Annotated in this window: 21 protein-coding genes; 9 read left to right on the top strand and 12 right to left on the bottom strand. The window is 61.1% G+C overall.

Annotated features, from left to right (window positions below; genetic code table 11):
* From VM94_RS09590 to VM94_RS09580, 3 genes are all read right to left on the bottom strand, one after another.
* The coding region (locus VM94_RS09590) for a cytochrome c (RefSeq protein WP_082127646.1) at positions 1 to 1342 on the bottom strand (1342 nt) is incomplete at its 3' end.
* 14 nt (positions 1343 to 1356) lie between these two features.
* Positions 1357 to 3153, bottom strand: a complete 1797-nt coding sequence (locus VM94_RS09585) for a GMC family oxidoreductase (protein WP_046683272.1) — start codon at positions 3151 to 3153, stop codon at positions 1357 to 1359.
* Between the two features lie 38 nt (positions 3154 to 3191).
* Positions 3192 to 3884, bottom strand: a complete 693-nt coding sequence (locus VM94_RS09580) for a gluconate 2-dehydrogenase subunit 3 family protein (RefSeq protein ID WP_046683271.1) — start codon at positions 3882 to 3884, stop codon at positions 3192 to 3194.
* Between the two features lie 251 nt (positions 3885 to 4135).
* Between VM94_RS09580 and VM94_RS27210 the strand changes: the two genes are divergently transcribed.
* Together VM94_RS27210 and VM94_RS09570 are read left to right on the top strand one after the other, a co-directional pair.
* Positions 4136 to 4678, top strand: coding sequence for a TetR/AcrR family transcriptional regulator (locus VM94_RS27210; protein ID WP_052755685.1), 543 nt, complete (start codon positions 4136 to 4138; stop codon positions 4676 to 4678).
* 53 nt (positions 4679 to 4731) lie between these two features.
* Positions 4732 to 5658, top strand: a complete 927-nt coding sequence (locus VM94_RS09570) for an aldo/keto reductase (protein WP_046683270.1) — start codon at positions 4732 to 4734, stop codon at positions 5656 to 5658.
* A 2-nt stretch (positions 5659 to 5660) separates the two neighbouring features.
* On the opposite strand, the gene pssA is transcribed toward VM94_RS09570, so the two are convergent.
* A complete protein-coding gene (gene pssA / locus VM94_RS09565; RefSeq protein ID WP_235432888.1) occupies positions 5661 to 6401 on the bottom strand; it encodes a CDP-diacylglycerol--serine O-phosphatidyltransferase in 741 nt (246 codons plus the stop codon).
* 270 nt (positions 6402 to 6671) lie between these two features.
* On the opposite strand from pssA, the gene VM94_RS09560 reads away from it, so the two are divergent.
* Together VM94_RS09560 and VM94_RS09555 are read left to right on the top strand one after the other, a co-directional pair.
* Positions 6672 to 7622: a CAP domain-containing protein gene (locus VM94_RS09560; protein WP_313902985.1), complete on the top strand. Its 951-nt coding sequence runs from the start codon at positions 6672 to 6674 to the stop codon at positions 7620 to 7622.
* A gap of 95 nt (positions 7623 to 7717) precedes the next feature.
* Positions 7718 to 8353, top strand: coding sequence for an Hpt domain-containing protein (locus VM94_RS09555; protein ID WP_046683269.1), 636 nt, complete (start codon positions 7718 to 7720; stop codon positions 8351 to 8353).
* Positions 8354 to 8371: 18 nt separating this feature from the next.
* On the opposite strand, the gene VM94_RS09550 is transcribed toward VM94_RS09555, so the two are convergent.
* The 7 genes from VM94_RS09550 to rpmH form a co-directional block, all read right to left on the bottom strand.
* Complete coding sequence (locus VM94_RS09550) at positions 8372 to 8569, bottom strand: hypothetical protein (protein WP_046683268.1); 198 nt, start codon at positions 8567 to 8569, stop codon at positions 8372 to 8374.
* Positions 8570 to 8661: 92 nt separating this feature from the next.
* The gene (locus VM94_RS09545) at positions 8662 to 8967 is read right to left on the bottom strand and encodes a hypothetical protein (protein ID WP_046683267.1); all 306 of its coding nucleotides are present in this window, start codon (positions 8965 to 8967) and stop codon (positions 8662 to 8664) included.
* 9 nt (positions 8968 to 8976) lie between these two features.
* A complete protein-coding gene (mnmE, locus tag VM94_RS09540) occupies positions 8977 to 10356 on the bottom strand; it encodes a tRNA uridine-5-carboxymethylaminomethyl(34) synthesis GTPase MnmE (RefSeq protein ID WP_046683266.1) in 1380 nt (459 codons plus the stop codon).
* 62 nt (positions 10357 to 10418) lie between these two features.
* Entirely contained in the window at positions 10419 to 12152 is a 1734-nt protein-coding gene (gene yidC / locus VM94_RS09535) for a membrane protein insertase YidC (RefSeq protein ID WP_046683265.1), read from the bottom strand.
* Between the two features lie 11 nt (positions 12153 to 12163).
* Complete coding sequence (gene yidD / locus VM94_RS09530; RefSeq protein WP_034754335.1) at positions 12164 to 12424, bottom strand: membrane protein insertion efficiency factor YidD; 261 nt, start codon at positions 12422 to 12424, stop codon at positions 12164 to 12166.
* Positions 12421 to 12873 carry a ribonuclease P protein component gene (rnpA, locus tag VM94_RS09525; RefSeq protein WP_072457608.1) on the bottom strand — a complete coding sequence of 151 codons (453 nt, stop codon included), beginning with the start codon at positions 12871 to 12873 and terminating at the stop codon, positions 12421 to 12423. The genes yidD and rnpA overlap by 4 nt, the downstream gene beginning before the upstream one ends.
* A gap of 8 nt (positions 12874 to 12881) precedes the next feature.
* Complete coding sequence (gene rpmH / locus VM94_RS27750; RefSeq protein ID WP_010401996.1) at positions 12882 to 13016, bottom strand: 50S ribosomal protein L34; 135 nt, start codon at positions 13014 to 13016, stop codon at positions 12882 to 12884.
* Positions 13017 to 13529: 513 nt separating this feature from the next.
* Between rpmH and dnaA the strand changes: the two genes are divergently transcribed.
* From dnaA to VM94_RS09500, 5 genes are all read left to right on the top strand, one after another.
* The gene (gene dnaA, locus VM94_RS09520) at positions 13530 to 14924 is read left to right on the top strand and encodes a chromosomal replication initiator protein DnaA (protein WP_034754339.1); all 1395 of its coding nucleotides are present in this window, start codon (positions 13530 to 13532) and stop codon (positions 14922 to 14924) included.
* A gap of 150 nt (positions 14925 to 15074) precedes the next feature.
* A complete protein-coding gene (dnaN, locus tag VM94_RS09515) occupies positions 15075 to 16181 on the top strand; it encodes a DNA polymerase III subunit beta (RefSeq protein ID WP_034754341.1) in 1107 nt (368 codons plus the stop codon).
* Positions 16182 to 16334: 153 nt separating this feature from the next.
* Complete coding sequence (gene gyrB, locus VM94_RS09510) at positions 16335 to 18833, top strand: DNA topoisomerase (ATP-hydrolyzing) subunit B (RefSeq protein WP_046683264.1); 2499 nt, start codon at positions 16335 to 16337, stop codon at positions 18831 to 18833.
* Positions 18834 to 18976: 143 nt separating this feature from the next.
* Positions 18977 to 19897: a bifunctional helix-turn-helix transcriptional regulator/GNAT family N-acetyltransferase gene (locus VM94_RS09505; protein ID WP_046683263.1), complete on the top strand. Its 921-nt coding sequence runs from the start codon at positions 18977 to 18979 to the stop codon at positions 19895 to 19897.
* Between the two features lie 192 nt (positions 19898 to 20089).
* Entirely contained in the window at positions 20090 to 21151 is a 1062-nt protein-coding gene (locus tag VM94_RS09500; protein WP_046683262.1) for a GGDEF domain-containing protein, read from the top strand.
* On the opposite strand, the gene VM94_RS09495 is transcribed toward VM94_RS09500, so the two are convergent.
* Positions 21130 to 21387: a hypothetical protein gene (locus tag VM94_RS09495; protein WP_138828964.1), complete on the bottom strand. Its 258-nt coding sequence runs from the start codon at positions 21385 to 21387 to the stop codon at positions 21130 to 21132. The two genes, VM94_RS09500 and VM94_RS09495, sit on opposite strands and share 22 nt — an antisense overlap.
* Between the last annotated feature and the right edge of the window lie 7 nt (positions 21388 to 21394).

The raw sequence follows: 21394 nt of genomic DNA, 5'->3' as shown, positions 1-21394 counted from the left end.
GGAAGGTGCCGTGGCGGCCTGCCGCAAACGTCGCCTCCGTCTGCGACGCTTCCACCGGTACGGACACCTTGCGCACCTTGGCCACCTGCGCCGCCGTCACCGGCGTGCCGCGGTTGCCCCAGCTCGTCTGGATGAACGTCACCACCTGGGCAGTCTGCTCGTCATTGAAGATGTCCGCATACGGCGCCATCGTCAGCGCCGACGGCGCCGTGCGCGTGGCCGGCACGGCGCCGCCCGACAGCACGATGTTGATGGCCGACGTGGGGTCGTTCGTCTGCAGCACGGCATTGCCGGCCAGCGCAGGGAAAGCCTTGTCGTAGCCCTTGCCGTCGGAACGGTGACAGCCGGCGCAACGGTCCAGGTACAGCTGCGCGCCCTTGGAGTTGACGATGCCGCTGAACAATTGCTTGCCCAGCTTGTCATCGGCGACAAATGCTGGTGTGGCCGGATTCGATGGCGGCAACGATTTCAGGTATTTTGCCATCGCCGCCAGGTCGCCATCCGTCATGTGCTGCATGGAATGGGCCACCACGTCGTTCATGGCGCCGAACGACGCCGTATGGCTGTTGCGGCCCGTTTTGAGGAATTCGGCGATCTCCGCCGCGCTCCAGCGCGCCAGTCCGCCGCCATGTTCATTGCGCAACGATGGCACGGACCAGCCGTCGATCACGCCGCCGCCGGCCAGGAAGGTCGTGTTGCCCTCGTCCGTCAGCGATTTTTCCTGCATGCTCACGCCGCGCGCCGTATGGCAGGCGCCGCAGTGGCCCAGGCCCTGCACCAGGTAGGCGCCGCGCAGCAATTGCGCATCGCCCGTGACCGGCGTTTTATACGGCTGCGGCGTGGGGGCAAAGGCCCAGCGCCAGATGGTCAAGGGGAAACGCATCGACAACGGCCACGGAATGTCGGCAGCCTTGTTCGGCGTCGGATCCGCCTTCACGCCATGCATGAAATAGGCGTACAGCGCTTGCATGTCCGCCTCGCTCAGGCGCGAGTACGACGGGTACGGCATGGCCGGATACACGGTGTAGCCGTGCTTGGTCACGCCGGTGCGCATCAGCTTGTCGAAATCGGCAAAGCTCCAGTCGCCGATGCCGGCCTTTTTATCGGGCGTGATATTGGTGGAATACACCTTGCCGATCGGCGTTTCCATGCCCAGGCCGCCGGCGAACGGCTGGCCTTTCGTGCCGGCCGTATGGCAGGCGATGCAGTCGCCGGCGCGGGCCAGGTATTCGCCCTGGCGTATCAGCTGGGCGTTCGGGACGGTGGCGGTGGCCGACCAAGCGGCGCCGGAAGCGAGCGCCAGCAGCAGCGCGCCCACTGTTTGGGTGAATGTGTTGTTCATCTTCTTGTTCTTCATCAGGCGACCAGGGGACGGGGATCTTTCAGGTATTGCTCGCGGATGGCCTTGGCCGACCAGTAGGTCAGCGCGCAGGCGAGACCCGTCGGGTTATAGCCAATGCCGACCGGGAACACGCTGGAACCGACGGCAAACACGTTGTGCACGTCCCAGCTCTGCAGGTAGCGGTTGACGACGCTGGTCTTGCGGTCCGCGCCCATGGCCGTGCCGCCCGCCCAGTGCGTGGTCTGGTAGTTGCGCAAGTCGAGGTGGTCACCCACGCTCTTGACGGACACCTTGATCGATTCCGGATTCATGGCTTCGGCCACCTTCATCATCTTGTCCGTGACGAAACGGCTCATCTTGATGTCGTTTTCCTTCCAGTCGAAGGTAAAGCGCAGCAATTGCTGGCCATACTTGTCCGTGTAGGTGGGGTCGAGGTCGACATAGCAGTCGCGGTAAGTCATGTTGGCGCCGTGGCAATCGAACGAAACCGTGTTCAGATAGCTCTTCTTGACGGCCTTTTTCCAGGCCGAACCCCAGGCGGGCGTGCCGTCCGGTGTGGCAATGCCCGAGATGGGCTTGGAGCCGGCCGGGTTGCACCAGGCGGGCGAGCCGCCGACAAAGCCCAGCGGGCCATGGTCGAAGTTGTCGCCATTCCAGTCATCGAGCGCGACACCGGTGCCCCCGGCGCCGATGAACGGATTCGTGTTCGTGTCTTCCTTGAAGAAGGTCTGGATGGTCGACATCATCTGGTAGGCGATATTGCGTCCCACCACGCCTTCATTGCTGACGGGGTCATACGGCTTGCCGATGCCCGACAGCAGGAACAAATGCGCATTGTTGTAGGCAAAGGCGCTCGCGATGACCAGATCGGCCGGTTGCTCGACGGCCTTGCCGTCCGCATTGATGTAGGTCACGCCGGTAGCACGCGCTTTGCCACCTTTGCTGCCGTCGAGATTGATGCGCACGACGTTGCAATTGGCGCGCAATTCAAAGTTCGCCACCATGCGCAAGGCCGGCATGATGTTGACGTTGGGCGAAGCCTTGGAATAGTTGTAGCAGGCGTAGCCCGAGCAGAAACCGCAGAAGTTGCAAGGGCCCATCTGGCAGCCGTACGGATTCGTGTACGGGCCGGACGCGTTCGACGAGGCGTTGACGAACGGGTGGTAGCCAACGGCCTTGGCGGCGCGGCGGAACAGTTCGGCCGTGTACGGCACTTTTTGCGGCGCCAGCGCGTAATTGTCGGAGCGGTCGCCCTCGAACACATTGCCGTCGCCGACGACGATGCCGTTGACTTTATAGGCCTGGCCCGAGGTGCCGAAGACTTTCTCGACGAAATCGAAGTGCGGCTCCAGCTCGGCGTACGTCACGCCAAAGTCCTGGATCGTCATGCCTTCGGGGATGAATTTCTTGCCGTAGCGGCGCTCGTAGTGGCTGCGGATTTGCAGCTCTTCCGGCAAGACGCGCCAGTGCATGCCCGACCAGTGCAAGCCCGCGCCGCCCACGCCCGTGCCGGGCTTAAAGGCGCCGATCTGGCGGTACGGCACGGCCACGCCCGTGATGCTGTGGCGGAAGGTGAACGTGCTCTTCGACATATCCTGGAACAGCTTGCTGCGCTGGATATAGGTCAGCTCGTCGAGGGTCTTCGGATAGGCGCCGTCCGGATAGGTGTCGCGGTACTCGCCGCGCTCCAGCGCGACCACGTTCAGGCCCGCCTCCGTCAATTCCTTGGCCATGATGGCGCCGGTCCAGCCGAAGCCGACAATCACGGCATCGACAGGCTTCATTTTTACATCTGGTTTGATATCACTCATGATGGTTTTTCTTTTTCTTTGATCGGGTACAAAAAGTTTTAGGCAATCGACACGGGCGGCAGCGGGTATTTCTTGCCATACTGTTCCACCCAATCCATGTAGTCGGCGCGCGCGCCGGGGAATCCCACCATCTTCCAGGCCAGCATGTCCTTGTTGCCACCGTGCACGGGGTCGCAAAAATAGCCTTCGCGCGTGTTTTGCAGCATCTGGTTGAAGAAGACTTTCGACGGCACTGCGCCAATGTCCAAGGTCCCTTTTTGCAATTGCGTGATGACGGCATCGCGCTCGGCCGCGTTCAACTGCACGAAAGGCTTGCCGGACTGTTTCTGCACGGCCGCGTTGACGCCGGCCAAGGCGCTCTGGTACAGCTCGCGCGGCGCCATGTGGAACTGGTAGCCGAACTGTTCGATCGATGGCACGAACGGTCCCTGCATGTACCACAACGCGCCATACGCGTAAGGCGTGTTCATCTGCGCGTCGATGAATTCATGCGCGCCCGATTCCAGCGCGCCCGGCCCTTCGGCGTCGGCAGGGATCAGGCGGTCGACCAGCGCACTCAAGGTGGCCCATTCGGTGGCGTTGAAAAAGCGCGGTTTGTAAGCAGGCTGGTCCTTGGAGACGGCCATGGCCAGGCCGCCGCCGGCGCCGGCCAGCAAGGCCACGGCAGGCGCGGCGCCAACGGCCTTGCGCAGGAAGTTGCGCCGATGGGGCGAAATCCCGATGATTTTCATAGGTTTTCCTCAGGCGGCACGAGCCGCCACAGTGATGGATGTGGAAGTCAGAAAGAAAATACGGGCACGCGCCGCTGAGATTGCAGATTTCACGTAGAGATGACTTGAGTATCGCGGCGCGGTGCATCAACCTGCCGGTTAATTGACCAACATGATTGACAAGCAGTTGCTTTGCATTTACGGTGCGCATCGTACCATAATTAAAAGAAACATTCAGAGACAGGCCAGACGTGATTAAAAAAGAGGCAGCAATGCGTGGCCGCCCGCGCAAGGCGGGCGTGGAAGATGCGGTATTGGAAGCCATCGTCATGCTGGTGCGCCAGCATGGGCTCGACGCCGTGACGATACAGATGGTGGCCGACGCTGCCAGCGTGGGGCGCCAGACGATCTACCGGCGCTGGCCGCGCCGCGAGGACATGCTGCTCGACGCGCTCGTCAAGCGCACGGCGGAAAAGCTGCAGCGCGCGCTCGACATGCCGGACGGTCAGGAAATCGAGGCGATCTGCGCGCGCATCTTCGACAACCTGAACGCCGATGGCCGCTTCACGTGCGACTTACTGGTGCTGATCCACAATGATGCGGCGGCGCAGCTGCGTTTTCGCGAGCAGATCGTCGCGCCGTGGATCACCCTGGTGGTGCAGCGCCTGGTCGACATCGGCGTGCGCGCCGACCTCGACCTACGCCTGTTTGCCTTCATGCTGCAGTCGGCGCTCGTGTATCAGATGCAACTCGGCGGCCAGCTCGACGATGCCCTGCAGGAGCGTTGCTGCCGCTTTATCCGCAGCATGCTGTAGCACTGGATATAATCGTGGCGTCACCTTCTTCGCCACCACCAGAAAGCCAGCCCATGAGCCATGTATTTCCCGCCAGCCTGCAAGCGCCGCGCAGCCGTTTGAGCAGCAATGGTCCCGAACTGTCGCGCATCGTCGCCGGCATGTGGCGCATCGGCGAGTGGAATATGTCGGCGCAGCAACGCCTGGCCTTCATCGAGCAATGCCTGGCGCTGGGCGTATCGAGCTTCGACCATGCCGATATCTATGGCGATTACAGTGCCGAAGGTTTATTTGGCGAAGCGCTGGCCCTGCAGCCGGGCTTGCGCGACAAGATGGAGCTGGTCAGCAAATGCGGCATCAAGCTGCTGTCGCCGCACCGTCCTGGCCATGCCATCCAGCATTACGACACGAGCGCGGCGCACATCACCAGTTCCGTGGAACACACCTTGCGCCAGTTGCAGACGGACCGCCTGGACTTGCTGCTGATCCACCGTCCCGACCCGCTGATGGATTTCGACGAGATCGCCGGCGCGTTTACCCAGCTCAAGCAAGCGGGCAAGGTCCTGCACTTTGGCGTGTCGAATTTCAGCCGCCACCAGTTCGATTGCCTGCACCGGCGCTTTCCATTGGTGACGAACCAAGTGGAATTTTCGCCGCTGCACGTGGCGCCCCTGTTTGATGAAACCTTCGACGGCTTGCAGGACGTGGGGGTGGCGCCGATGATCTGGTCGCCGCTGGCGGGCGGCCGGCTGTTCCAAGGGGGCGATGCGAATGTGGAGAACTTGCGCAATGTCATCAAGCAGATCGCAGACCAGCTGCAGCGTCCGTTTGCCAGCGTCGTGTTTGCCTGGATCATGCAACTGCCATGCCGCCCCCTGCCGCTGACGGGCACGGGCCGCATCGAAGCCGTGGCCGTGGCCGTGGAAGGCACGCAATTTACGCTCAGCCGCAGCGACTGGTTCGCCATCCTGCGCGCCGCGCGCGGGCACGAGGTGGCCTGAGATTAATCGATCTCGTCGGGGTCATTGAATACCTGCGGCAGCGCAATACCGCGCCAGCCCAGGTACCACGCCAGGTTCAACGCCAGGGTGGCGGCGATGTAGACGGCGAAGAACAGTGCAAAGAAACTCGTTTTCAACCACACGAGCAGGGCGATGGCGACGATCAGCACCAGCAGCGCGGCCAGGCTTTTCTTTTGCTTGGAGCTGGGGAAGCGCAAGGTCGACACCATCAGGCTGCCCACGCCCACGAGCAGCAGCATCAGCAGGTAGCTGTGCAGCATGGAATCGATGGGCGCCGGCCAGGCCACCACCACGGCCGCCACGCAAGCGGCCCCGGCAGTGATCGGCATACCGACGAAATACAGGGGATCCGTGCGCCCCACGTTCACATTGAAGCGCGCCAGGCGCATCGCGCCGCAGGCAACAAAAAAGAAGCTGGCCATGCCGCCAAAGCGCAGCAGCAGCGGATCGTGCACGCCCATCTGCACGAAGCCGTAGCAATACAACAGGACGGCCGGGGCGCAGCCGAAATTCATCACGTCGGCGATGGAGTCAAGCTGCACGCCGAACTGCGAACTGGTGTTCGTCAGGCGCGCGACATAGCCGTCGAGCGCATCGAACACGCCGGCCAGCACCAGCAGCGCCGCCGCCAGGCGGTAGGCATCCGCGTCGCCCACGGCGGCATTGTCGACGGAAATGACGATGCTGGCAAAACCGCAGGCTATCGAAAGCAAAGTCACCATGCTGGGCAAGGCGTATTTGGCGCGCTGCAGGCGCGACTTGGGCAAGGTGTTCAAATGTATGGGCAATCAAAAAAAATCGGAAGTAAGGCAATGCAGCGGCAAACGCTGCGCTACGCTCATTCTACCCTGCGCAGCTGCGGCACCGTCCGCGCACGAGCGCGCCACATATCTTTTCATGAATGCGCTACAAGGTATCAAAATACCTTAGAATCGTTTTACAGGACAGCACGCTGGCCCCACCGCCGTCCGTCTACCTCTACAGGAGCCAACTTGATTGCCTCGTCACTGCGTTGGAAATACTGGATACCTACCCTGCTGAGTGCAGCACTGCTGAGCGCCTGCGGCGGCGGCGACAGCGGCGGCAATACGTCGCTGAGCACCTCGACCCCGGCCGGGCAGCTGACACAGGAGCCGGGCGCTCCCGTCCTCAGCAACAATATTGCCACCGATGGCTTTAACTGGTTCAACTACCGGCGCAGCCAGATCGGCCTGTCGCCACTGGCGCGCAACAGCCAGATCGACAGCGCGGCCCTGGGCCATTCCAGCTATCTCAATCTCAACAATACGGTGGCGCACGAACAGGTGCAGGGCAAGCCCGGCTTTACGGGCGTGAAACTGGGCGACCGCCTGGCCAAGGCCGGCTACGTCGTCACGTCGCTGCAGGGCGAAGTCATCGCTGGCGCGAGCAACACCTCCGGCTTTTACCTGGCCGAAGAACTGGTCACGGCCATCTATCACCGCTTCGTCATTTTCGAACCGCTGTTCAAGGAAGGTGGCGCGGGCGCGGCCGTCAGCGGCGCCGGCTATGCCTATTTCACCACCGACCTGGCCGGCAACCGCAGCTATGGCCCCGGGCTGGCGGCGGGACAGATCGTTACCTATCCGTTCAGCGGGCAGCAGAAAGTGGCCGTCAGTTTTTCCAGCGATAACGAATCGCCCGATCCCGTGCCGAACCAGGATGTGGTCGGCTACCCGATCAGCGTGCATGCCAACTACGGCACGCCCGTCAGCGTGACGGCATTCAGCGTGCGCCAGCGCGGCACCGCCACGGACCTGGCGGCGCGCCTGCTCACCAGCAGCAACGATGTGCATACGCCGGTCTCGGCCGCGTCCATCATCCCGCTGGCGCCCTTGAATGCGAACGCCAGCTATGACGTGAGTTTCATCGGCAAAGTCAATGGCGCGGACGTCACGCACAGCTGGTCATTCACGACGCGCTAAGCATGCCAAGCGGGCGCAGCGTCGAGGATGACTGGATGTAAAATAGCGGTTCCAGCTTTACTGACATTGACAAGTTTTGGGGCGCTCTGCACAGCATGCTGAAACCACACGCCACTTGCGATGATGATGCCGCCGTTGCGGCATCCGACATGGTCCGTATTCTCGATGTCGAGAATGGACTGGGCCGCATCATGGGCGACCGCATCCTGTACCTGAAAATCCTGCGCCGCTTCCTGCACGACCACGGCACCACGCCGTGCCAGATCCGCGCCGAATTCGACGCGGGCAACTACGCTTCCGCGCGCCTGAAGGCGCATACCCTGAAAGGCGCCGCCGGCATGATCGGTGCGCGCCACGTGCATGGCCTGTCGGCCACCCTCGAATCGGCACTGCGCGCACAGGCGCCCGACCTGGCCCAGCAGATGCTGCAACTGGAACTGGCGCAGGATCAATTGCTCGGCGCGGTCAGCAGCATGCTGGGCACGCCGGAAGCAAACCACACGGCGGCGCAGGACGTGGCGCCCGACCCGGCCGCGCCCGCCATCCAGCTGCTGCTGGCGCGCCTGGCCAGCCATCTGCGCGAAGGCGACGGCGCGGCCATCGACATCCTGGAAAATTCGGCCAGCCTGCTCGCGGCCAGCCTGGGCGTGAACGTCTACCAGGAAGTGGCGGCCGCCGCGCACGAGTTCGATTTCGACGGCGCCCTGGCGGCCCTGCTGCGGCGCCGCTAGCGCTCAGCCCGCTGCCGCTCAGTTGTTGTATTGCGCCTCTTCCGCATACGCCACGCAACAACTTTTGCAGCAGAAACGACGCACGGCATCGAGCGGCTTGTCGCAGTACCAGCATGCGCCTTTCGGCGGCAGCGCTGCGATCAATTGCGGCAGGGAAGGCAATGGCGGCGCCACCCCCCCCCCGCTTTCCACGACTTCCGGCTGTTCGCTGTCCATGGCGCTTCCTTTCCTAGCGGCACTTCAAGGCCGCTCAGCAAGATTACGTCAGCGCAGTTTGGACTTCATGATAATTCTCAACGGGGCAGATGCTAGCCTGGCTTCCGGTAGCTGCGCACGGCGTCATTGGCCTGTTCATTGATGATTTTCTGCAGCTTCGGCTGTCCCGCGTACTTGGCGGACAGCCGCTTCCATTGCCGCTGCGCCTGGCCGCAGGCATCGTCCACGGCTGCGATGATCTCGCGCTGGCGCGCCTTGTCGTTATCATCCCATTCGCCGGCAAAATGCTCGCACGTTTGCGCATGCTCAACGAACTTCGCCACATCCTTCGGCAGTTTTTCCTGCGCGCCAGCCAGCAGCGGCAGGCAGGCGAACACAAAAGCGAGCACAAGCTTCATCGAACCTCCTTATTTGCCGATACAGAAACGGCTGAAGATCACGCCCAGCAGATCGTCAGGCGAAAACTCGCCCGTGATGCTCGACAGTTGCACCTGCGCCAAGCGCAGCTCTTCGGCGAACAGGTCGAGCGACTGGTCGTCCTGCGCCGCGTGCGCGGCGGCGATATCCAGATGCTTGCCGGCCGATTTCAAGGCGATCAAATGGCGTTCGCGCGCCAGGTACAGCGATTCACCCGTCTGCTGCCAGCCGGCGATGCGCAGCAGCTCGGCGCGCAAGAGGTCGATGCCGATGTGCTCGTGCGCCGACAGATACACGTGGGTGGCGTCCGGCATGCTGTCGACGCCGGGCTTGTGGCCAGAGAGATCAATCTTGTTCCACACGCGCACCACGGGCACGCCTTCGGGGAAGGCGGCGACGATGGTTTCATCGGCCAGTGTCGGGCCATGGTCGGCGTCCAGCAAGTGCAGAATCACGTCCGCCTTGCCGATCTCGCCCCAGGTGCGTTCGATGCCGATGCGCTCGACGGCGTCGACGGTGTCGCCCGCGCTGCGGATGCCGGCCGTGTCGATGATGTTGAGCGGAATGCCTTCGATCTGGATGGTTTCGCTGACCTTGTCGCGCGTGGTGCCGGCGATCGGCGTGACGATGGCCACGTCGGCGCCCGCCAGCGCATTCAGCAGCGACGATTTACCCACGTTCGGCTGGCCGGCCAGCACCACGTTCAAGCCTTCGCGCAGCAGCGCGCCCTGCGCCGCCTGCGCAAACACTTTGTTCAACGCTTCGATCACGGCTTTCAATTGGCCGCGCGCATTCGATTTTTCCAGGAAGTCGATTTCCTCTTCCGGGAAGTCCAGGGTCGCTTCGACCAGCATGCGCAGCCCCGTCACCTGTTCCACCAGCGCGTGGATGGTGTTCGAGAACGCGCCCGACAGCGATTGCGAGGCGGACTTGGCCGCCGCTTCCGTGGACGCGTCGATCAGGTCGGCCACGGCTTCCGCTTGCGCCAGGTCCAGCTTGTCATTGAGAAAAGCGCGGCGCGTGAATTCGCCCGGTTCGGCCAGGCGCAAGCCGCTGTCCTTGCCCGCTTCCAGCACGCGCGCCAGCAGCAGCTGCAGCACGATGGGGCCGCCGTGGCCCTGCAATTCCAGCACATCTTCGCCCGTGTACGAATGCGGACCCTTGAAGTGGATGGCGATGCCCTGGTCGATGATGCTGCCATCGCTTTCCGTGAATGGCAGATAGGTGGCATGGCGCGGTTTGAGTTGCTGCGCGCCGAACAGGGCCGTCATTAAAGGAGCGAGGTTTTTGCCGGAGGCGCGTACCACGCCGATGCCGCCGCGACCGGGAGCGGTGGCGATGGCGGCGATAGGGGAAGAGTCGAGTTTCATGGGGGATATTGTAGATGAAAAAAAAGCCCGCGCGAGGCGGGCTTTCTGTTCGCTAGCCGGAATTACTTGGCGGCAGGCGCGTATTTTTTGGTGATCACCCATTGCTGGCCGATCGACAAGACGTTGTTGACGACCCAGTAGAGTACCAAGCCCGACGGGAAGAAGAAGAACATCACCGAGAATGCCAGTGGCATGAACAGCATCATCTTCGCTTGCATCGGATCGGCCGGAGCCGGGTTCAGCTTGGTCGTGATGTACATCGAGATCGCGTACAGCACTGGCAGGATGCACCATGGGTCATGCTGGGCCAGGTCGGTGATCCAGCCGATCCATGGCGCGCCGCGGATTTCCACGGATGCGTTCAGCACCCAGTACAGGGCGATAAAGACGGGCATCTGGATCAGGATCGGCAGGCAGCCGCCCAGCGGATTGATCTTTTCCGTCTTGTACAGCTCCATCGTGGCCTGGTTCATCTTTTGCGGATCGCCTTTGTAGCGCTCGCGAATCGCTTGCATCTTCGGCGTGACCAGTTTCATCTTGGCCATGCTGCGGTAGCCGGCGGCCGACAGCGGGAAGAAGGCCAGCTTGATCAGGATCGTGAAGGCGATGATGGTCCAGCCCCAGTTGCCCAGCACGCTGTGGATGTGTTCCATGACCCAGAAGATCGGCTTGGCGATGATGGTCAGCCAGCCGTAATCCTTGACCAGTTCCAGGCCAGGCGATACCGATTCCAGCAGGTGCGCGATTTGCGGACCCGAATACAGCTTGCTGTCCATGCTGGCCGAGGCGCCTGGCGCCAGGGTAGGCAATGGCAGCACGTTGCCGATCGCGTACAAGTTGGTGCCGAGCTTTTTCGTGAAGATGTCGCGCTTGGCGTTCTCAGGCGGAACGAAGGCCGACACGAAGAAGTGCTGCGAAATCGCAAACCAGCCGCCATTCGCCGTGGCCGGATGCAGGCCCTTCATGGCGTTGTCGTTGCCCTTCTTCTCGTCTTCCACGGCCGCTTTTTCGATTTTCTCGAACGTCAGCTTCTGGTACTTGTCTTGCGGCGTGTACAGGGTCGGGCCCGTGAAGCTGCTGTTGAAGAACGAATCGCCGACCGGCTTGTTGCCGTCATGCGTCAGTTGCAGGTACAGCTGCGGCGTGACAGGGGCCGCGCCCACGTTGGCCACATCGTGGCGCACGTCGATGACGTAGTCGCCGCGTTTGAACGTAAACGTCTTGGTCAGCTTGACGCCGCCTTCGACCGCTTCCATCACCAGTTGCACTTGCTTGCCGTCACCGAGGGTGCGCACGCCAGGCTGCACGGTAAAACCGCTCGCGTGGGTAGGGAACGGACCGCCGACCAGGCCCGACTGCGCCAGGTAGGTGTGGTTCGCGCCTTCGTCGAACAGCACTTCGTTTTGCTTGCCTTCGTCAGGCTGGCACCATTTGAACAGGCCGAAGCAGCCGCCGAACCAGCCCGGATTGCCCGCGCCCTTGAACTTCAGCAATTCCAGACGCTTGACCTGGCCGCCCAGGGTGTCGATGTCGACCTTGATGACGTCGGTGGTGATGGTAATCACTTCGCGCTTGAACGCGGCGGGATCGGTCGCTTCGCCAGGCACGGCGGTCGCGCCGGCAGCCGCGGCAGCCAGGGCGTCCGTCTTGGCCGGGGTGACAGGCGCCTTGGCGGTTTGTTCCGTGTTCGCGGAGAACATCGACGGCTTGCCGTTCGAGATCATCCATTCGTTCCAGAGAATTACCAGCGAGACGGAAAACACGATCCACAGGATGGTACGTTTATTGATATCCATTAGGGTATTTGTCAGGAGTGGTTGCAACCGCAAGCGGTCGTTGAAGATTGTTTGCCATCGGCCGGCGGCACCGGGTCGACGCCCCCTTCATTCCAGGGGTGGCAACGGCACAGGCGCTTGGCAGCCAGCAGGCTGCCCTTGGCCGTACCGTGCACGCGCAGCGCTTCCATCGCGTAATGCGAACAGCTCGGATAGAAACGGCAATTCTGTCCCAGCATGGGGCTGATCAGCAACTGATAAGCGCGCAGCAGGAACAGCAGCAGGGTTTTCATGGCGCGGATGGTGGTGGCGCAGCAACAGAACGGGCCTGGGCGGCGATTTGCGCCGCGAACAGGCGGCTCAACTCTTCACGCAGCTCGGCTTTGAGCTTGGTCGTGGTGGCCGGGCCATCCTTGCTGTTGACGGCGCGCGACAAACGCACCACGCAGTCGACCGGCGGCATCGCGCTGTTGCGAAACAGCTCGCGCGTGACGCGCTTGATCGTGTTGCGGGTCGCTGCGCGCGGCGCGAAACGCTTCGCCACAACGACGCCCAGCCGCGCATGCGGCAATTGATTGTGTCGGGTGTACAGCACAAAATGCGCTGTTTTTTGCGAAGGGCGCAAACGAAAAACGGATGAAAATTCATCCGTTTTAACGATACGCCGAACGCGCGCGAAGTCGTGTGAACCTTCGCGTTGATTGCCGACTGGAGTACAGCTAGCCACGCGATCAGCTGTCAACGACAAGCCTAGACGGCCAGACGTTTGCGGCCCTTTGCGCGACGTGCGTTGAGCACATCACGGCCACCACGGGTAGCCATACGAGCGCGGAAGCCGTGCGTACGCTTGCGGCGAACGACGGAAGGTTGGTAAGTACGTTTCATGTTGGTCTCGCTAAAAACAAAAAAAATGCAAAATCGGGTCTGACGTCCCGTCAGTTTTTGGTGCCAATGACAATCGCGCACTTATGCCAAGGCACAAGCTGGCCAATCTCATCGCCCGCTTAATCCACGCTTAGTCCATATTGTCGTTCCAAATGAATAAACACGGAATACGGGCGGGGAACCCTGAATTATTCAGCATATGCCCCCCTCTTGTCAAGGATTGCCGTGATCGCCTGGAAATTTGCGCGCCGGCCCCCATCTGCTTGCAAGGCCCCGCCACAGGCCGCGCCAGCACTGCTTGTGACGGGATAACCGGGGGATAAGTCGCCTCTTATGCACACGGCGCCCCACCCCGCCATAGAAAAATAAGCGTCGTGCCTGTGGATAACTTTGTCAGTCGGGAGTAGAATAGCGCGTTACGTGTGGCGAGCCCTCGCGCGACGCCGGCCTTGCAACACGGTGAACGCAGGGCAGAATCGATACGCCCTCCCACACCTTTTCACATAGACATACATGGATAATTTCTGGCAGGCCTGTTCCGCGCAGTTGGAACTGGAGCTGACACCGCAACAATTCAGTGCGTGGATCAAACCGCTTATCCCTCTCGATTACGAAGAGGGCAAGCTGCGCATTGCTGCGCCCAATCGCTTCAAGCTCGATTGGGTCAAGACCCAGTTCGCCAGCCGCATCACTGCCCTGGCCATTCAGTACTTCGAAGCGCCGACGGAAGTGCAGTTCGTGCTCGACCCGCGCCTGGCCTTGCCGAAGAAGCCCGTTGCCGCCAGCACCCCGGCCAGCGATCCGAATGGCGGCGCGCCCAGCGCGCGCGCCGCGGAGCCGCAGCCCAGCGTGCCGGAACTGAGCATCGGCGCCGCGCCGCGCCGCGAGCAGAGCCGCATCAACACCGACCTGACCTTCGACAGTTTTGTGACCGGTAAGGCCAACCAGTTGGCGCGCGCCGCCGCCATCCAGGTGGCGAACAATCCGGGCGTGTCCTATAACCCGCTGTTCTTCTACGGCGGCGTCGGCCTGGGTAAAACCCACTTGATCCACGCCATCGGCAACCAGGTGATGGCCGACAATCCGGGCGCAAAAATTCGCTACATCCACGCGGAACAGTACGTTCGCGACGTAGTGACCGCTTACCAGCGCAAGGGTTTCGACGATTTCAAGCACTACTATCACTCGCTCGACATGCTGCTGATCGATGATATCCAGTTCTTTGGCGGCAAAAGCCGCACGCAGGAAGAGTTCTTCTATGCGTTCGAGGCGTTAATTGCAGCAAAGAAACAGATCATCATCACCTCGGATACGTACCCGAAGGAAATCACGGGCATGGACGACCGCCTGATCTCGCGCTTCGATTCGGGCCTGACAGTGGCCATCGAACCGCCGGAGCTGGAAATGCGCGTGGCGATTCTGTTGAAAAAAGCCAAGCAGGAAGGCGTGACCTTCTCCGACGACGTGGCCTTCTTTGTCGCCAAGCACTTGCGCTCGAACGTGCGCGAGCTGGAAGGCGCGCTGCGCAAGATCCTCGCGTACTCGCGCTTCCATGGCAAAGACATCACCATCGATATCGTCAAGGAAGCCCTGAAGGACTTGCTGTCGGTGCAGAACCGCCAGATTTCCGTGGAAAACATCCAGAAAACGGTGGCTGACTTCTTCAATATCAAGGTTGCCGACATGTATTCGAAGCGCCGCCCCGCGAATATCGCCCGGCCGCGCCAGATCGCCATGTACCTGGCCAAGGAATTGACACAGAAGAGCCTGCCGGAGATCGGCGAGCTGTTCGGCGGCCGCGACCACACCACGGTGCTGCATGCCGTGCGCAAGATCGCGTTGGACCGCACCAAGAATCCGGAATGCAACCATGAATTGCATGTGCTGGAGCAAACATTAAAAGGCTAAGCGCCGCTTGAGCAAGACTGGCTCAAAACGTGCTTTACCCTTATCATCTGGGAGGGCACCGCAGCCGGTCTGTCGGGGCCCCCTATGGTAACAATTGTTAAATTAATACGTTAAACGTCGTACTGTTCAACCTATACATTGAGGATAAATATGCAATTGGTCAAAACCACCCGAGATACCCTTCTCCGGCCACTGCAGATCGTGAGCGGTATTGTCGAGCGTCGGCACACTATGCCGATTCTGGCCAATATCCTCATCCGCAAAGACGGTGAAAATGTCTCCTTCCTGTCGACCGACACCGAAGTGCAGATCACCACGCACGCGGAAATCGGTTCCGGCGCGGACGTCACCGGCACCACCGTGGCCGCGCGCAAACTGCTCGACATCCTGCGCGCCCTGCCCGAATCGGGCGACGTCACGATGACCCTGCTGAACAAGCGCCTGACCGTGCAAACGGGCAAGTCGCGCTTCGCCCTGCAAACCCTGGCGGCGGAAGAGTTCCCGACCGTGCAACAGGCGGAAAGCTACAACGCGTCCGTCACCCTGCCGCAAAAAACGCTGAAGCACCTGTTCAACATGGTGCATTTCTCGATGGCGCAGCAAGACATCCGCTACTACCTGAACGGCTTGTTGCTGGTTTTGGATGGCAACAATGTCATCGCCGTGGCCACCGACGGCCACCGTCTGGCGTTTTGCCAGGTCGCCACCGAGCAGACGTTTGCGCGCCAGGAAGTCATTATCCCGCGCAAGACCATCATCGAACTGCAGCGTCTGCTGGAAGAGAACGATGAGCCGGTGCAGCTGGACATCGCCGCCAACCAGGTGAAACTGACCTTTGCCGACATCGAACTGATCTCGAAGCTGGTCGAAGGCAAGTTCCCCGACTACACGCGCGTGATTCCAAAAGGCTACAAAAACGACTTCACCATCGGCCGCGATGAACTGCTGCGCTCGCTGCAACGTGCCGCCATCATGACCAGCGACAAGTTCAAGGGCGTGCGCTGCATCATCACCCCGGGCAGCATGAAGATCAGCTCGACCAATGCGGACCAGGAAGAAGCCGTCGAAGAGCTGGAAATCGACTACGGCGGCGACTCCGTCGACATCGGCTTCAACGTGACGTATCTGCTGGACGTGCTGAACAACCTGAAATGCGAATACGTCAACATCGCGCTCGGTGATTCGAACTCGTCCGCCCTGATCTCCATCCCGGACAATGCCGACTTCAAGTATGTCGTCATGCCGATGCGCATCTAAAGACCACAGCAGTGATGTAGGTCGGATGAGCGCAGCGTAATCCGACATGCTGAATCGCCGTCTGTCGGGTTACGCCGTTCCGGCTAACCCGACAGACGGTCATCAGCCAGCAGCCCCGAATCAATCAGCAATCGTTATTTGAGAAAGCAGTCCATGTCCGAGAATCCACAAGACACCCCGATCCAGGCCAAAACGGAAGAATACGGCGCCTCCTCCATCCAGATCCTGGAAGGCCTGGAAGCCGTACGCAAACGCCCGGGCATGTACATTGGCGACACCTCGGACGGCACCGGCTTGCACCATCTGGTATTCGAAGTGCTGGACAACTCCATCGATGAATCGCTGGCCGGCCACTGCACCGAAATCCACGTCACCATCCATAGCGACAATTCGATCTCGATCACCGACAATGGCCGCGGCGTGCCGACCGGCCTGAAAATGGACGACAAGCACGATCCGAAGCGTTCGGCGGCGGAAATCGTCATGACCGAATTGCACGCGGGCGGTAAGTTCGACCAGAACTCGTATAAAGTCTCGGGCGGTTTGCACGGCGTGGGCGTGTCCTGCGTGAATGGCCTGTCGAAACTGCTGAAACTGACCATCCGCCGCGATGGCAAAGTGCATCACATGGAATTTGTGCGCGGCGTGCCGCAAGACCGCCAGATCGTCATGGTCGGCGACATCGCCACCTCGCCGATCCGTGTCATCGGCGAAACGGACAAGCGCGGCACCGACGTGCATTTCTGGGCCGACGAAGAGATTTTCACGCACGTGGAATTCCACTACGAAATCCTGGCCAAGCGCATCCGCGAACTGTCCTTCCTGAACAATGGCGTCAACATCAAGTTGTCCGACCAGCGCACGGGCAAGGAAGAAGTGTTCGCCTTCGAAGGCGGCACGCGCGGCTTCGTCGAATACATCAACAAGGCCAAGTCGGTCTTGCACCCGACCATTTTCCAGGCCACGGGCGAGCGCATGTCGGACCAGAACACGAACATCTCGGTCGACGTGTCGATGCAGTGGAACGATGCCTACAATGAACAGGTGCTGTGCTTCACGAACAACATCCCGCAACGCGACGGCGGCACCCACTTGACGGGCTTGCGCGCGGCAATGACACGCGTGATCAACAAATACATCGATGAACACGAGTTCGCCAAAAAGGCGAAAGTGGAAATTAACGGCGACGACATGCGCGAAGGCTTGACCTGCGTCTTGTCCGTGAAAGTGCCGGAACCGAAATTCTCGTCGCAGACGAAAGACAAGCTGGTATCGAGCGAAGTGCGCGGCCCGGTGGAAGAAATCGTCGCCAAGACCCTGGCTGATTACCTGCAAGAAAAACCAAACGACGCCAAGATCATTTGCGGCAAGATCGTCGAAGCGGCACGCGCCCGTGAAGCGGCACGCAAGGCCCGCGACTTGACGCGCCGCAAAGGCATCATGGACGGCCTGGGCCTGTCGGCCAAGCTGGCCGACTGCCAGGAAAAAGACCCCGCCCTGTGCGAACTGTACATCGTCGAGGGTGACTCGGCAGGTGGCTCGGCAAAACAGGGGCGCGACCGCAAGTTCCAGGCGATTCTGCCGCTGCGCGGTAAAGTCTTGAACGTGGAAAAAGCCCGTTTCGAAAAAATGCTGTCGTCGGAGCAGATCACTACCCTGATCGCCACGCTCGGCACCTCGATCGGACCGGACGAATTCAACGTCGAGAAACTGCGCTACCACCGCATCATCATCATGACCGATGCGGACGTCGACGGCGCCCACATCCGTACCCTGCTGCTGACCCTGTTTTACCGCCAGATGCCGCAACTGGTCGAGCGCGGCCACATCTACATCGCGCAACCGCCGCTGTACAAAGTGAAGGCCGGCCGCGACGAGCGCTATCTGAAAGATGACGCCGAGGAAGCGAGCTACATGATGACCGTGGCGCTGAACACGGCCGTGCTGGTGCCGCGCGAAGGCGCGGAAGGCATTTCCGGCGACACGCTGACGGAACTGGTGCGCAAGTTCAACCTGTCGAATACCATCATGACCCGTCTGACGCGCGTCATCGACCGCGCCGCCCTGACGGCCATCATGACGGGCGTGCAGCTGGACCTGTCGACCCTGGACCTGGCGGAAACCTCCGCCCTGGCCCTGCAGACGGCCATCAACGACAGCGCCGTGCGCGTGCACGTGCGTTCCGACGATTTGTCGGAAAAACACAAGCTGCACATCGAGCGCATGTACCACGGCAACGTCAAAGTCACCGCCATCGACGCCGACTTCGTGCAAGGCCCGGACTACGCCGTGCTGAGCAGCGGCGCCGCCACCTTCGAAGGCCTGATCGGCGAAGGCGCGTTTGTCCGCCGCGGCGAAGGCGAGCGCATGAAGGAAATCGCCGTGGTCGACTTCCACCAGGCCATGCAATGGCTGCGTGACGAAGCCGAACGCACCGTCTCGAAACAGCGTTACAAAGGTCTGGGCGAAATGAATCCGGACCAGCTGTGGGAAACGACGATGGACCCGACCGTGCGCCGCTTGCTGAAAGTGCAGATCGAAGACGCGATTGCGGCGGACCAGATCTTCACCACCCTGATGGGCGACGACGTGGAACCACGCCGCGCCTTCATTGAAAACAACGCCCTGCGCGCGGGGAATATTGACGTGTAAGCCAGCGCCCCTGCTTTCCGTTGCAGCCAAGGCGGCCCTCTCCAGGGCCGCTTTTTTTATGCGCGCCAGAGACCGTCGCATATTGACATGATTGTCAAAAGCAATCAATAATCTGCCATAAGCAAGCAAATGGGAGGTGTCACATGCAGGCGGATCAACTCGTCGAACGCACGGAGATCGTGCGTCGTTTTAACCGTTTCTATACGCGCCAGATTGGCGTGCTGCATGAACACTTGCTGGACAGCGCGTTTTCGCTGACGGAAGTGCGCATCCTGTATGAACTGGCGTACCGGGAGCAATTGACCAGCGCGGACCTGTGCCGCGAGTTGGACTTGAACGCGGGCTACCTGAGCCGGGTTATTGCCGGATTCGAAAAGCAGGGGCTGATCGCCAAGACGCGCTCGCCCAAGGATGCGCGCGCGGCGCAATTACAGCTGACCGCAGAGGGACAGCGCACCCTCGCGCCCCTGGTCGATGCCTCGCGACGCGAAGTGGCGGCCATGCTGGAACGCTTGCCGCCAACGGCGCAGCAGGAGCTGGTCGCTGCCATGGGGCAAATCCAGGGTTTGCTGGGGGAAACATCGCCCAGTTATATCCTGCGCAATCCGCAGCCGGGCGACATGGGCTGGATCATCCACCGGCAAGCCGTGCTGTATGCGCAGGAATATGGCTGGAACAACGAGTACGAGGCGCTCGTTGCCGAGATTCTCGCCAAATTCGTGCGCGAATTCAACCCGGTCCGTGAGCGCTGCTGGATAGCCGAAAAGGACGGCAAGGTGATCGGTTCCATCTTCATCGTGCGCCAGGACGACACGACTGCCAAACTGCGCCTGCTGTACGTCGATCCCAGCGCGCGCGGTCTGGGCATCGGCAGCCGCCTGGTCGATGAATGCCTGCGCTTCAGCCGTCAGGTCGGCTATACGAAAATCGTGTTGTGGACCAATAGCATCCTCACCGATGCGCGCCGCATCTACGACAAGGCAGGCTTCCAGCTGGTAGAGGAAGAGGCGCATCACAGCTTTGGCAAGGACTTGATCGGCCAGGTGCTGGCGCGCGAGCTGTGACAACCTGCGCCACCGCATGCCACTGTGGCGGCGCCAGGACAGTGGCTTCCATTTTCCTCGCCCCAGTCACCATTTCCCCCAAGAAACCAGTACACTAGTTCCTGAGCGCAACTATTTTGTGCGCGCCATACCGCCTGCCGTTGCCGGGAGGCGTCCCTGCCGCAAGGCGTGGTGTCTGCCTGGACAAATGGAATGTTCACTTCGCGCAGTCTGTCTCCTGCCTTCTATTACCTGTTCTTTTCAGGAGAACGGGAGCAGCAGCAGCGCTTTTTCAAGGAACTGCATTTCATTTCGATAGCGATCCTGACGTTTGGCCTGGCTTGCTGGCTGGTCACGTTCAGCCTGACCTTGCCGCGCGCCTCGCTCGATCATGCGCAGGCGGTGCTGGGCGTGACGGGCATGCTGGTCGGGCTGCTGCTGACCGTGTATGCGAAGTCCTTGCAGGCGATTATCGCCAGCGGCACCATCAGCGTGCTGTTCATCGCGTTCAGTTTTCGCGTGCTGATGCTGGGCACGGAAGATCCCGCTTTCTGGGTGTTGCCGTTGGGCGTGATGATCACCCTGACGACGGCGCCCATTTTCAGCGGCATCGCGTATTACCTGGGCGTATCGCTATGCGTGTGGGCCATTCTGGGGCTGGGGCAGTTTCCCGTGCATGCGGGCCAGGCTGACCAGCACTGGCCCGTGCTGGCCGTCACCATCAGCGTCATCATCGGCCTGGCGCTGAACATCTATTTTCTCGTCTTGCGCATCCATAACTATCGTTCCCAGCGCGAACTGGCGACGATGGCGTACAAGGATGGCTTGACCGGACTCAATAATCGCCGCATGTTTACGCAGGGCGCGCGCACTTTGCAGCGCACGGCGCGCACGCCCGCGTATTTCCTGATGATCGATATCGACGACTTCAAGCAGATCAACGACGTGTACGGCCATGACGTGGGCGATGAAGTGCTGAAAAAGATCGCCGACGTGATCGCCAGGCTGTCTGGCGAACACCTGTGCGGGCGCCTCGGCGGCGAAGAGTTTGCCGTCATTTATCTGGGCGAAAAGAGCGCGGCCTGCGCCTTTGCCGCGCAACTCGTTGACAGCGTCGAGGCGGCTTTCGTGCCGGAACGCAAGGTGTCCGTCAGCATCGGCGTCGCGGAACTGCTCAAGGAAGTCGACTTGTCGCACAGCTACCGGCGCGCCGACGAATCCTTGTACCTGGCCAAGAAGAACGGCAAGAACCGTTACGTGCTCAACGCCGCCTGAGTATTGTCGTTGGGCCCGGCATCGAGCAGCGCCAGCAAGGCTTGTGGGGAAATTTTCCAGGGATCGCGCTGCTCGGGGTCCACCTCGTACCAGCTGTCCTGGGCGCCGATCTTGAGGATGGTCAAGGGAATCTCCTTGCTCTCGAAAAACGCCAGCATGCGGCGGATCAAACCGCTCACCTTGGCGTGGTCATCGCCATACAAGGAACAGGTATAGAAACAGCCCTTCTCTCCCATGCGCAAC

Source organism: Janthinobacterium sp. KBS0711 (genome assembly GCF_000988085.1).
GTDB classification, from domain to species: Bacteria; Pseudomonadota; Gammaproteobacteria; order Burkholderiales; family Burkholderiaceae_D; genus Janthinobacterium; species Janthinobacterium lividum_E.
The sequence above is the reverse complement of the archived record's forward strand: the minus strand, read 5'-3'. Positions and strand labels throughout refer to the sequence as shown.